13 protein-coding genes are annotated in these 11,716 nt (G+C 73.2%); all 13 read left to right on the top strand.

The features are described from left to right. The first annotated feature begins 189 nt into the window (after nucleotides 1-189). The gene (locus AB3M81_RS18285; RefSeq protein ID WP_412905373.1) at nucleotides 190-552 is read left to right on the top strand and encodes a single-stranded DNA-binding protein; all 363 of its coding nucleotides are present in this window, start codon (nucleotides 190-192) and stop codon (nucleotides 550-552) included. Further along, a complete protein-coding gene (locus AB3M81_RS18280) occupies nucleotides 549-1,544 on the top strand; it encodes an HAD-IIA family hydrolase (RefSeq protein WP_412905372.1) in 996 nt (331 codons plus the stop codon). Before AB3M81_RS18285 ends, AB3M81_RS18280 begins: the two co-directional genes overlap by 4 nt. Then, complete coding sequence (locus tag AB3M81_RS18275; RefSeq protein WP_412905371.1) at nucleotides 1,541-1,684, top strand: hypothetical protein; 144 nt, start codon at nucleotides 1,541-1,543, stop codon at nucleotides 1,682-1,684. Before AB3M81_RS18280 ends, AB3M81_RS18275 begins: the two co-directional genes overlap by 4 nt. A 4-nt stretch (nucleotides 1,685-1,688) precedes the next feature. Next, entirely contained in the window at nucleotides 1,689-2,519 is an 831-nt protein-coding gene (locus tag AB3M81_RS18270) for a TlyA family RNA methyltransferase (protein WP_412905370.1), read from the top strand. After that, entirely contained in the window at nucleotides 2,516-3,433 is a 918-nt protein-coding gene (locus AB3M81_RS18265) for an NAD kinase (RefSeq protein WP_412905369.1), read from the top strand. Before AB3M81_RS18270 ends, AB3M81_RS18265 begins: the two co-directional genes overlap by 4 nt. Next, entirely contained in the window at nucleotides 3,433-5,097 is a 1,665-nt protein-coding gene (recN, locus tag AB3M81_RS18260) for a DNA repair protein RecN (protein ID WP_412905368.1), read from the top strand. Before AB3M81_RS18265 ends, recN begins: the two co-directional genes overlap by 1 nt. A gap of 77 nt (nucleotides 5,098-5,174) precedes the next feature. Then, complete coding sequence (steA, locus tag AB3M81_RS18255; RefSeq protein ID WP_412905367.1) at nucleotides 5,175-6,341, top strand: putative cytokinetic ring protein SteA; 1,167 nt, start codon at nucleotides 5,175-5,177, stop codon at nucleotides 6,339-6,341. Beyond that, nucleotides 6,338-7,204: a copper transporter gene (locus AB3M81_RS18250; RefSeq protein WP_412905366.1), complete on the top strand. Its 867-nt coding sequence runs from the start codon at nucleotides 6,338-6,340 to the stop codon at nucleotides 7,202-7,204. The genes steA and AB3M81_RS18250 overlap by 4 nt, the downstream gene beginning before the upstream one ends. 163 nt (nucleotides 7,205-7,367) lie before the next feature. Then, nucleotides 7,368-9,029 (top strand): CTP synthase, encoded by a 1,662-nt coding sequence (pyrG, locus tag AB3M81_RS18245; RefSeq protein WP_412905365.1) that lies wholly within the window; start codon nucleotides 7,368-7,370, stop codon nucleotides 9,027-9,029. Further along, entirely contained in the window at nucleotides 9,026-9,622 is a 597-nt protein-coding gene (locus AB3M81_RS18240; RefSeq protein ID WP_412905364.1) for an NUDIX domain-containing protein, read from the top strand. The genes pyrG and AB3M81_RS18240 overlap by 4 nt, the downstream gene beginning before the upstream one ends. After that, nucleotides 9,619-10,548 (top strand): site-specific tyrosine recombinase XerD, encoded by a 930-nt coding sequence (gene xerD / locus AB3M81_RS18235; protein WP_412905363.1) that lies wholly within the window; start codon nucleotides 9,619-9,621, stop codon nucleotides 10,546-10,548. Before AB3M81_RS18240 ends, xerD begins: the two co-directional genes overlap by 4 nt. Nucleotides 10,549-10,565: 17 nt before the next feature. Next, nucleotides 10,566-11,417, top strand: a complete 852-nt coding sequence (locus tag AB3M81_RS18230) for a ParA family protein (RefSeq protein WP_412905362.1) — start codon at nucleotides 10,566-10,568, stop codon at nucleotides 11,415-11,417. Then, nucleotides 11,402-11,716 (top strand): hypothetical protein, encoded by a 315-nt coding sequence (locus AB3M81_RS18225; protein ID WP_412905361.1) that lies wholly within the window; start codon nucleotides 11,402-11,404, stop codon nucleotides 11,714-11,716. Before AB3M81_RS18230 ends, AB3M81_RS18225 begins: the two co-directional genes overlap by 16 nt.

Below are 11,716 nucleotides of genomic sequence, written 5' to 3'. Positions count from 1 at the left end.
ACCTGGTTCCACCGCGTCGCCGGCACCGACGCCCACCACCTCACCGACGCCGAACAACGCCTCACCCAACTCCAGGGACAGACCGGCGAGCAGTGATCGGTCCACAGGGGTCTCGGCCGCTCCGCGCCTCGTCCACAGCTCGCGACTGACGCCTGTCGGCACGCCGGTCGTCACGGCAGGCTCGTCGTCATGACAGACACCGAGCACACGGACGCGGACAACCGTGTCCTGCTGCGCGGCCGCGTCGCCGACGTGGCCGAGCAGCGCACCCTGCCCAGCGGGGACGAGGTCGTCTCGTTCCGGCTCATCGTCGATCGCAGTGCGGCGGCGAAGCGCCGCTCGCGCCAGCTCGTCGACACCTTCGACTGCTCGGCGTGGACGTCGCGGCTGCGCACCAAGGCGCTGCGGCTGCAGCCGGGTGACCGCATCGAGATCAGTGGCGAGCTGCGCCGGCTGTTCTCCAGCCGTGGGGGAGGGGTCTCCAGTCGCGTCTACGTGGACCTCGGGTCGCTGACCCGGCTCCCCGCCGTCCCGGTAGCCTCGACGACATGACCTTGGCCGCGACCGAGGGCGCGCTCGTCGACGCCCATGATGCGGTCCTGCTGGACCTCGACGGCGTCGTGTATCGCGGCGCCCACGCCGTGCCCGGCGCGGTCGAGGCGCTCGAGTCCGCGACCCACGCCCGCCTGGCCTATCTGACGAACAACGCGAACCGCCGCCCCGAGACGGTCGCCGAGCACCTGCAGGAGCTCGGCCTGCCCGCCGCGGTGGAGGACATCATCACCTCGGCCCAGGCGATCGCGGGCGTCATCGCCCGCGACCTCCCCGCCGGCAGCGGCGTCCTTGTCGTGGGCGGCGAGGGCCTGCGCGCCGCGTTGACCGAACGTGGTCTCGTGCCGCTCGACGACCGCCACGATCCGCGCGTCGCCGCCGTCGTGCAGGGCTATGCGCCGGACCTGGGCTGGCGTGACCTGGCCGAGGCGGCGTACGCGATCGAGTCCGGCCTGCCGCACTACGCCAGCAATACGGACCTGACCATCCCGACCGCCGAGGGCATCGCCCCTGGCAACGGCGCGCTCGTGCACGCCGTCCAGCTGGCCACCGGCGTCGAGCCGGTCATCGCGGGCAAGCCCTACGCGCCGCTGTTCGAGGAGACGATGGCGCGCCTCGGCGTCGACGCGCCGCTCATGGTGGGCGACCGCCTCGACACCGACATCCGCGGTGCGCGCACGGCCGCGATCCCGTCGCTGTGGGTGGCGACGGGTGTCAACACCGTGGCCGACGTCGTCGGCGCCGAGCCGCAGGATCGTCCGGACTTCGTCGGTGCGGGCCTGGCCGCCCTGCACGAGCCGCACCCCGAGGTCGTCCTCGAGGGCAAGCGCGCCCGGTGCGGCGACGCGGTGGCCGAGATCGACGACGACCGCATCGGCCTGGTCGCGTCCGGCACGTCCACCGAGACGCTGCGCGCCGTCGTCGCACTGGGCTGGGCCCGCCGTGACGAATCAGGCGTCACGCCGGTCGTCGATGAGACAATCGGCGCATGACCAGCGAACCGATCGAGGCCGCCGTCGCCCAGCTCGACTCGCTCGCCGAGCTGCCCGTCGAGGACCACCCGGCCGTGTTCGAGTCCATCCATCGCGTCCTGCGCGACCAGCTCGCCGGCAACCCCGGCGCGCAGGCGTGACCGCATGAGCCGACGCGTCCGGCTCGACGCCGAGCTCGTCCGCCGGGGGCTCGCGCGGTCACGCGGCGAGGCCGCCACCCTGATCGAGGCGGGCCGTGTCCTCGTGAACGGCGCCGCGGCGAGCAAGCCGGCCACCCAGCTGACGACCGACCAGCCGATCGTCGTGCGCGAGGACAGCGAGGACCCCGGCTGGGCCTCGCGCGGCGCGCACAAGCTGCTCGGCGCCCTCGAGGTCTTCGAGCCGATGGGCCTGACGGTCGCCGGCCGCCGCGCACTCGATGCCGGCGCCTCGACGGGGGGCTTCACGGACGTGCTGCTGCGCCGCGACGTGCGCGAGGTCGTGGCCGTCGACGTCGGCTACGGCCAGCTCGTGTGGTCGCTGCAGTCCGACGAGCGGGTGCACGTGTTCGACCGCACCAACATCCGCTCCATCGACACCGAGGTGATCGGGGGAGCGGTGGACCTGGTCGTGTCGGACCTGTCGTTCATCTCGCTGACCCTCGTGCTGCCGGCGCTCATGTCCGTGTGCCGCGACGACGGCGACATGGTGCTCATGGTCAAGCCGCAGTTCGAGGTGGGCCGCGAGAACCTCGGCAAGAACGGGGTCGTCCGCGACCCGGCGCTGCACGCCTCGGCCGTGCACGGCGTCACCACCGCGGCGTGGGCCGGCGGCTGGGGGACCCGCGCCCTGGCGCCCAGTCCGCTGCCGGGCCCCGCGGGCAATGTCGAGTACTTTTGTTGGCTGAGGACCGATGCGCCCGAGCCCGAGCTCGCGGCGGCCGAGGCTGCCGTGGCGGCCGGGCCTCTCGCAGCGACCGGAGGAGGCGGGGCATGAGGAGCGTGCTGCTGGCCGTCCACGTCGCGCGTGAGGGAGCGCCGCTCATCGCCGCCGGGTTCGCCAAGGTCCTGCAGGACGCGGGCATCGAGGTGCGCGCACTCGACACCGACATCGCCGAGCTCACCGAGGCCGGTGCCACCGATCTCGTGTGCGTCCCGGCCGCGCCGGGCGCCTCCGAGGGCTGCGAGCTGACGGTCGTGTTCGGCGGCGACGGCACGATCCTGCGCGCCGCCGAGGTCTGCCGCGGCACCGGAACCCCGCTGCTCGGGGTGAACCTGGGTCACGTCGGCTTCCTGGCCGAGGCCGACGAGGAGGACCTCGACGACGTCGCGCGCCACGTCATCGCCGGCGGCCTCACGGTCGAGGAGCGGCTCACGGTCGACGTGCTCGTGTTCCACGACGGCGAGGTCGTCGCCACGAACTGGGCCCTCAACGAGGCCTCCGTCGAGAAGGCGTCGCGCGAGCGCATGCTCGAGGTCATCACCGAGATCGACGGCCGTCCCGTCTCGCGGATGGGCTGCGACGGCGTCGTCTGTGCCACGCCCACCGGCTCCACCGCCTACAACTTCAGCGCCGGCGGCCCGGTCGTCTGGCCAGAGGTCTCGGCCCTGCTCATGGTCCCGATCAGCGCGCACGCGCTGTTCGCCCGGCCCATGGTCGTCTCGCCCGAGTCGACGCTCGCCGTCGAGGTGGTCGGCCAGTCGTCCACCGGCATCCTGTGGTGCGACGGCCGCCGCGCCGCCGAGCTGCCGATCGGCGCGCGCGTCGAGGTGCGCCGGGGCGCCGAGCCCGTCCGGCTCGCCCGCGTGCACCCTGCATCGTTCGCGGACCGCCTGGTCCGCAAGTTCGAGCTCCCCGTTGCCGGGTGGCGCGGCTCCGCCGAGGCGCGACGGGCCGCCGGGGGGCGCTGATGTGGAACTACCTGCGCCTGGAGTCGCTGGGCGTCATCGAGGAGGCCGAGCTCGACCTCGGACCCGGGTTCACCGTCATCACCGGCGAGACCGGCGCCGGCAAGACGATGGTCGTCACGGCGCTGGGCCTGCTGCGTGGTGAGCGTGCCGACACGGGCCTCGTGCGTCGCGGCTCCGACCGCGCGCGCATCGAGGCGTCGGTCGCGGCCACGCCCGAGGTGAGCGGCCTCGTCGAGGAGGCCGGCGGCCACGTCGACGACGAGCTGCTGCTCGCGCGCGTGCTCACCAGCGCCGGCCGCAGCCGCGCGCTCGCCGGCGGCGCCACCGTCCCGGCCGCCCTGCTGTCACGGCTGGCGGACAGCCTCGTGGCCGTCCACGGACAGTCCGACCAGCAGCGGCTGGTCCGGCCGCAGGAGCAGCGGCACGCGCTCGACCGGTTCGCCGGCGACGCCGTCGCCGACGTGCTGCGCGAGTACCAGCCCGCCTACGAGCGGCTGCAGCAGCTCAAGCGCCGGCTGCACGACCTGCGCACGCACGCGGGGGAGCGGCTGCAGCGCCTCGACCTGCTGCGCCACGGCCTCGACGAGATCGACGCCGTCGACCCGCAGCCGGGCGAGGACGAGGAGCTCGTCCAGCGCGAGAACCGCCTCGCCCACGCCGAGGCGCTCGCCGCCGCCGCGACGGGTGCCTCGTCCGTCCTGTCCGAGGACGAGGCGTCCGCCGCGGCCGCGCTCGCCGCCGCGAAGGCCGTCGTCGATCCGGTCGCCGGGAACGACCCGCGCCTGGAGGAGCTGGCCGACCGCATCACGCGCGCCGCGATCGACCTGACCGACATCGCGTCCGAGCTGGCCGCGTACGCCGCCGACATCGACCTCGACCCCGCCGGGCTGGCCACCGTCCAGGAGCGCCGCGCCGCGATCACGGCCCTGCAGCGCCGCTACGGGCCCAGCCTCGACGAGGTCATCGCGTGGGCGAAGCACGCGCGCGAGGAGGTGCTCGAGCTCGATCTCGACGACACCGCCGTCGAGCGGCTCGAGCAGGAGCTCGCCCAGGTGCGAGGGACGGTCGTCGACCTCGCCGGCCGCCTGACGAAGGCCCGCACGACCGCGGCGACCCAGCTCTCCGAGGCCGTCGGTGCCGAGCTGGCCGACCTCGCCCTGCCGTCGGCGCACTTGGAGATCCGCGTGGTCCCGGGCGACCCGGGCCCGCACGGCGCGGACGACGTCGAGATCTGGTTCGCCGCCAACAGCGGCGCCGAGCCGCGTCCGCTGGGCCGGGCCGCCAGCGGTGGCGAGCTCTCGCGCCTCATGCTCGCGATCGAGGTCGTGCTGGCCGGCCGCGACCCCGTGCCGACCCTCGTGTTCGACGAGGTCGACGCCGGCATCGGCGGCCGCACCGCGGTCGAGGTGGGCCGCCGCCTGGCGCGCCTGGCCGACCACGCGCAGGTCATCGCGGTCACCCACCTGCCGCAGGTCGCGGCGTTCGCGGACTCGCACTTCGTCGTCAGCAAGTCCGACGACGGCAGCATCACCAGCAGCAGCGTCGTGCGCCTCGACCACGACCGCCGGGTCGACGAGCTGGCCCGGATGCTGGCCGGACTGGACGACTCCGCCGCCGCCCAGGAGCACGCCCGCGAGCTGCTCGAGCTGGCCCGCACGCCCTGAGTGTGACGACCTTTTCCCGGTCCGCCCGGCGTGTCTGAGACGCTCGCGGCGGCGGGAGCGTTTCCATGGAAGGCATCATGCCCATCTTGAAGCGCAGGAACAGCGCCGTGCCCGAAGGGCCGGGCGTCACCGGCCCCGCGCGGCTGTGCCGCCGGCTCGACGACCTGTCCACGGTCCGCGCGGGCGACGTCGTCGTGCTCGACGTGACGGACCTCGAGGCCGACACGGCCCAGGGCCTCGTCGAGCGCCAGGTCGCCGCCGTCGTGAACGTCTCGCCCTCCTCGTCCGGCCGGTACCCGAACCTCGGACCCCAGGTGCTCGCCGACGCCGGCGTCGTCCTGGTCGATCGCGTCGGCGAGGCCGTGTGGCAGTCGCTGCGCAGCGGCGACGTCGTGCGCGTGCACGAAGGCACCGTCTTCCGAGGGGACTCGACCGTCGCCACGGGCGTCGAGATGACCTCGGCCCGCGTCCGCGACCAGCTCGACGAGGCGTCCTCCGGCCTGACCAACCAGCTCGACTCGATCGTCACGAACGCCGCCAACACGCTGCGCCGCGACCGGGCGATGCTGCTCGAGGGAGCCGGCATCCCGGCCGTCTCCACGCAGATCAAGGGACGCCCGGTGGTCGTCGTCAGCGCCGGCCCCGACGCCGAGGAGGACCTCCGGTCGATCCGCGCGTTCATCCGCGACCACGACCCCGTGCTGATCGGCGTCGCCGAGGGAGCCGAGCTGCTGATCGGCGCGGGCCTGCGCCCGCACGTGGTGATCGGCCGCGGCGACGATCTGTCGCCGCGCATGATCGAGCGCTCCGGCGAGGTCGTCATCGTCTCGGCCGCCGGACGCCTCGAGCGCCCCGAGCAGTTCGAGGCCCACGGCCGCCAGCCCGTCGTCTTCACCGCCGCCGGCGCCCCCGAGAACCTCGCGGTGCTGCTCGCGGACCAGAACGACGCCGCCGTCATCGTCCTCGTGGGCGCGCCCTCGCGCCTCGTCGACGTGGTGGACGGCGACACGGCGGACGCCGCCGGCACGTTCATCGCCCGGCTGCGCGCCGGCTCGCGCGTCGTCGACGCCCAGGCCGTGTCCTGGTTCGCGCGGCAGCGGCTGAGCTGGTTCGTCCCGCTGCTGCTCCTGCTCGCCGGTGCCGTCGCGGTCGTCGCCGCCATCGCCACCACCCCGCTCGGTCACGACTGGCTCGCGCCGGTGGCCGACCGTGTCACCTCCTGGACCGAAGGACTCGTCTCGTGATCAACCTGCGCTACCACGTCATCTCCCTGGCCGCCGTCCTGCTGGCGCTCGCGGCAGGCATCGCGCTGGGCGCCGGGGTGCTCGACGAGAGCGACACGGCCGAGGCGGGCGGCGCGAACGACAGCGCCGAGATCAGCTCGGCCCTGGCCGGCTTCGACGCCGGCTACGCCACGCTGACCTCGCCGGGCCTGCTCCGCGACAAGCTCAAGAACCGCACCGTCCTGCTGCTGACCACGCCGGGTGCCCGCGACAGCGAGATCGACTCGCTCATCGAGAACCTCACCACCGCCGGCGCGCGCGTCACGGGCGAGGTCGAGATGACGGGCAAGCTGCTCTCGCCGTCCAACCGCCAGTTCGCCGAGGGCGTCGCGACGCAGGCCGACCCCGACGCCGCGACCGCCACGAGCGACTACGCCAAGGTGGGGACGGCGATCGCGCGCGGCTACCTCACGACGGGCGACGGCTCGCTCGATGACACCGCCCTGACGATCCGCTCCGCGTTCACCGAGGGCGGCCTGCTGGCGCCCGAGCAGGACCCCGAGGTCTCGGCCCAGCTCGCGCTCGTCGTCTCCGGCCCGTCCGGCGCGGGAGCCGGCGGAGAGGGCACCGTCATCTCCAGCATCGTCGCCAGCCTGGACTCCGGCAGCCAGGGCGTCGCGGTCGTCGGGCCGGTCTCGTCGGGGGAGGACGGCGTCGTCAACGCGGTCCGCAGCAGCGACGCCGCCGCGACCGTCTCCACCGTCGACGTGACCGACACCGGCACGGGCCGCGTCGCCGCGATCCTGGGCCTCGTGCGCGAGGCCGCGGGCCAGTCCGGCGCGTGGGGCACGTCGCGCGCCGGCGACGGGCCCGTCCCCAACTGAGACCGGGGCCATGCCCGAGATGGTCTCGGGCGTGGTCCGCCGGTGGTAGGCTGGAGTTCCGTGGAACCCAGAGTCGCATCGATCACGGATCGATCCTCAGCCCACGGGTGCGGCCGCAGGCATCGCCCGGTTCCGCATCCGAAACGGATCCACGGGAGTCACCTTGGCAGCTAACGCGGTCACCAAGCACGTATTCGTCACCGGCGGCGTCGTCTCGTCGCTCGGCAAGGGCCTGACCGCGTCGAGCCTCGGCCGTCTGCTCAAGTCGCGCGGCCTGCGCGTCACGATGCAGAAGCTCGACCCGTACCTCAACGTCGACCCCGGAACGATGAACCCGTTCCAGCACGGCGAGGTCTTCGTCACCGACGACGGCGCCGAGACCGACCTCGACATCGGTCACTACGAGCGCTTCCTCGACGAGGACCTCGTCGGCCGGGCCAACGTCACGACCGGCCAGGTCTACTCCGAGGTCATCGCGCGCGAGCGCCGCGGCGACTACCTGGGCGACACGGTCCAGGTCATCCCGCACATCACGAACGAGATCAAGGACCGCATGCTCAGCATGGGCGGACCCGACATCGACGTCGTGATCCACGAGATCGGCGGCACGGTCGGCGACATCGAGAGCCAGCCGTTCCTGGAGTCCGCGCGCCAGGTCCGCCAGGAGGTCGGCCGCGCCAACGTCTTCTTCCTGCACGTCTCGCTCATCCCGTACATCGGCCCCTCGGGCGAGCTCAAGACCAAGCCCACGCAGCACTCCGTCGCCGCGCTGCGCTCGATCGGCATCCAGCCCGACGCGATCGTGTGCCGCAGCGACCGCCCGGTCCCGGCGGGCGTGAAGCGCAAGATCTCGCTCATGTGCGACGTCGACGAGGAGGCCGTGGTCACCGCGATCGACGCGCCCTCGATCTACGACATCCCGAAGGTGCTGCACGGCGAGGGCCTCGACGCGTACGTCGTGCGCCGCCTCGACCTGCCGTTCCGCGACGTCGACTGGACCGAGTGGGACGCGCTGCTGCGCCGCGTGCACGAGCCGGCCGAGGAGCTGACCGTCGCGATGGTCGGCAAGTACATCGACCTGCCCGACGCGTACCTCTCGGTCGCCGAGGCGCTGCGCGCCGGTGGCTTCGCCAACGACGTCAAGGTCAAGCTGCGCTGGGTCCCGTCGGACGAGTGCGCCACCGAGGCCGGTGCGGCCGAGCAGCTCGCCGACGCCGACGCCGTCTGCGTGCCCGGCGGCTTCGGCATCCGCGGCATCGAGGGCAAGCTCGGCGCGCTCAACTACACGCGCACGCACGGCATCCCGACGCTCGGCCTGTGCCTGGGCCTGCAGTGCATGGTGATCGAGTACGCCCGCACCGAGCTGGGCATCGAGGACGCCAGCTCCTCGGAGTTCGACCCGTCCACCGAGCACCCGGTCATCGCCACGATGGCCGAGCAGCAGGCCTTCGTCGAGGGCGCGGGCGACCTGGGCGGCACGATGCGCCTGGGCCTGTACCCGGCCAGCCTCAAGCCCGGCAGCATCGTGGGCGAGCTGTACGGCAGCGACAAGATCGACGAGCGCCACCGTCACCGCTACGAGGTCAACAACGCGTACCGCGACCAGCTCGAGAAGGCCGGCCTGGTGTTCTCGGGCACGTCGCCGGACTCGACGCTCGTCGAGTTCGTCGAGCTGCCGCGCGAGGTGCACCCGTTCTACGTGTCGACCCAGGCGCACCCCGAGCTCCGGTCCCGCCCGACCCGCCCGCACCCGCTGTTCGCGGGCCTGGTCGAGGCCGCGCTGAAGCGCAAGCTGGAGATGCGGCTGCCGGTCGAGCAGGCATGAGCGCCCACCCGCGGCTGCCCGGGCGCCTCGTCACGTCCTGGCAGACCGACGACGCGCACTGGCCCGTCGCCCGCTCCGAGGTCGGCTTCCGCAGCGACTACCTGACGCTCACCGTCGACACGATCGTCGGTCCCGACCAGCAGGAGCACGGCCGCGTCGTCGTGCGGCCGCGCCCCGCCGTGGGCGTCGTCGCCCTCGACGAGGACGGTCGCGTCCTGCTGGTCGAGCAGTACCGCCACCCGCTGGGCCGGCGCGTGCTGGAGATCCCCGCGGGCGTCATGGACGTCGAGGGCGAGGCCGCGCAGCAGACGGCCGCCCGCGAGCTGGCCGAGGAGGCCGACCTCGTCGCCGCGACGTGGCGCGAGCTCATCACGGTGGCGCCGTCGGTCGGCTACTCGACCGAGCTCATCACGCTGTTCGAGGCGACCGACCTGAGCGAGGTCCACGAGGACGACCGCACCGAGCGCGAGGCCGAGGAGGCCGACATGGCCCACTGGTGGGTCGACCTCGACGAGGCGGTCCGGGCGTGCCTCGACGGACGCATCGTCGACGCGAAGACGGTGATCGCCCTGCTGACGGTGGCGCGGGCGTGACCGAGGCGGCGGTCGACCGCGTCGTGGCCGAGTACCTGTCCCACCTCGGGGTGGAGCGGGGCCTGGCCGAGAACACGCTCGCGTCGTACCGCCGCGACCTGCGCCGCTATGCCGCGTTCCTCACGGACCGCGGCATCGACGACCTCACGGCCGTCACCGAGGCGGACGTCACCGCGTTCGCCGCCGCCCTGCGCACGGGCGACGAGGACCATCCGCCGCTGGGGACGTCCAGCGTGGCGCGGACGGTCGTCGCCGTCCGCGGCTTCCACAAGTTCTGCCTGCGTGAGCAGATCGTCCCGAACGACGTGACCGCCGCCGTGCGCCCGCCGCGGCCCGCCTCCCGGCTGCCCAAGGCGCTCCCGCTCGAGGACGTCGAGGCGCTGCTCGCGGCGGCGGGCGAGCCCGGCACGGCCCTGGCGATCCGCGACCGCGCGCTGCTCGAGGTGCTGTACGGCACGGGCGCCCGGATCTCCGAGGCCGTCGGGCTCGACGTGGACGACGTCGACCTCGAGAACGGCTCGGTCCTGCTCACCGGCAAGGGCTCCAAGCAGCGCATCGTGCCCCTCGGGTCCTACGCGCGTGACGCGATCGAGCGGTACCTGCTCAAGGCCCGGCCGGCGCTCACCGCGGCGACCGGCAGCGGCCCCGCGATGTTCCTCAACGCGCGCGGCGGACGCCTGTCGCGACAGAGCGCGTGGACCGTCCTGACCAAGGCCGCCCAGCGCGCCGGGATCAGCGTCGACGTGTCCCCGCACACCCTGCGGCACTCCTTCGCGACGCACCTGCTGGACGGGGGAGCGGACGTGCGCGTGGTGCAGGAGCTGCTGGGTCACGCGTCGGTCACGACCACCCAGATCTACACCCTCGTGACGATCGACAGGCTGCGGGAGACGTATGCGGCGTCCCATCCCCGCGCGCTCGGGTGAGCGGTACAGTGTCCGCTATGCCCAGCACGGAAATCGGACCCACCGGTCGACCGCTGCCCGACCTGCCCGATCCCGGTCCGCGCACTTCCCAGGGGCCCGCCGTCGTCATCTCGATGTGCAACCAGAAGGGCGGCGTCGGCAAGACGACCACCACGATCAACCTCGGTGCCGCGCTGGCCGAGCTGGGCCGCCGCGTGCTCCTGGTCGACTTCGACCCGCAGGGCTCGATGACCGTCGGCCTGGGCTACAACGCCCACGAGATCGAGCAGAGCATCTACCACGTCCTCATGGACCGCGAGCTGTCCATGAAGGAGGTCATCCTCGGCACGTCCGTGGACAACCTCGACCTCGTCCCCGCCAACATCGACCTGTCCGCCGCCGAGATGCGCCTCGTGACCGAGGTCGGTCGCGAGCAGGTGCTGGCCCGTGCGCTGCGCGACGTGCGCCACGACTACGACGTCATCCTCATCGACTGCCAGCCCTCGCTGGGCCTGCTCACTGTCAACGCGCTGACCGCGTCGAGCGGCGTCATCGTCCCGCTCGAGTGCGAGTACTTCGCCCTGCGCGGCGTCGCGCTGCTCAACGAGACGATCGAGAAGGTCCGCGACCGCACCAACTTCGACCTGCGCGTCATCGGCCTGCTGGGCACGATGTTCGACGGGCGCACCCTGCACGGCCGCGAGGTCCTGCAGACGCTCGTCGACGGCTGGGGCGACGCGGTGTTCCACACCGTCATCCGCCGCACCGTGAAGTTCTCCGACTCGACCGTCGCGGGCGAGCCCATCACCGAGTACGCGTCGTCGTCGCCGGGCGCCGAGTCCTACCGTCAACTGGTCAGGGAAGTGCTGCAGCGGTGCCCCGACGCGTGAACCTCCCGGGTGCGGACGAGCTCTTCCGGCCGACCGCTCCCAGTGCTCCTCGCGGTGACGACGCCCCCGTCGTCCCGCCGGCCGGCAGCGGCCGGGTCAAGCACGACGAGAAGATGACGGTCTACCTGACCAGCGAGGAGCTGCTCGCGATCGAGCAGGCGCGGCTCGAGCTGCGCTCCGTGCTGGGGCGCAAGATCGACCGCGGGCGCCTCGTGCGGGCCGCGATCGCCGGGGCGCTGGCCGACCTCGAGACGCGGGGCGCGCAGAGCGAGCTCGCCCGCCGCCTGACCGAGGACTGA

This window comes from Aeromicrobium jepli (assembly GCF_047246605.1).
In the GTDB taxonomy this organism is placed as follows: domain Bacteria; phylum Actinomycetota; class Actinomycetes; order Propionibacteriales; family Nocardioidaceae; genus Aeromicrobium.
Note: the sequence above shows the minus strand (reverse complement) of the source record. Positions and strands in the feature narration are given on the sequence as shown.

Excerpts from the sequence above, each read along its gene's own strand:
- AB3M81_RS18285 (WP_412905373.1), top strand. The coding sequence starts at position 190 with ATGACAGACACCGAGCACACGGACGCGGACAACCGTGTCCTGCTGCGC.
- AB3M81_RS18280 (WP_412905372.1), top strand. The coding sequence starts at position 549 with ATGACCTTGGCCGCGACCGAGGGCGCGCTCGTCGACGCCCATGATGCG.
- AB3M81_RS18275 (WP_412905371.1), top strand. The coding sequence starts at position 1,541 with ATGACCAGCGAACCGATCGAGGCCGCCGTCGCCCAGCTCGACTCGCTC.
- AB3M81_RS18270 (WP_412905370.1), top strand. The coding sequence starts at position 1,689 with ATGAGCCGACGCGTCCGGCTCGACGCCGAGCTCGTCCGCCGGGGGCTC.
- AB3M81_RS18265 (WP_412905369.1), top strand. The coding sequence starts at position 2,516 with ATGAGGAGCGTGCTGCTGGCCGTCCACGTCGCGCGTGAGGGAGCGCCG.
- recN (WP_412905368.1), top strand. The coding sequence starts at position 3,433 with ATGTGGAACTACCTGCGCCTGGAGTCGCTGGGCGTCATCGAGGAGGCC.
- steA (WP_412905367.1), top strand. The coding sequence starts at position 5,175 with ATGCCCATCTTGAAGCGCAGGAACAGCGCCGTGCCCGAAGGGCCGGGC.
- AB3M81_RS18240 (WP_412905364.1), top strand. The coding sequence starts at position 9,026 with ATGAGCGCCCACCCGCGGCTGCCCGGGCGCCTCGTCACGTCCTGGCAG.
- AB3M81_RS18230 (WP_412905362.1), top strand. The coding sequence starts at position 10,566 with ATGCCCAGCACGGAAATCGGACCCACCGGTCGACCGCTGCCCGACCTG.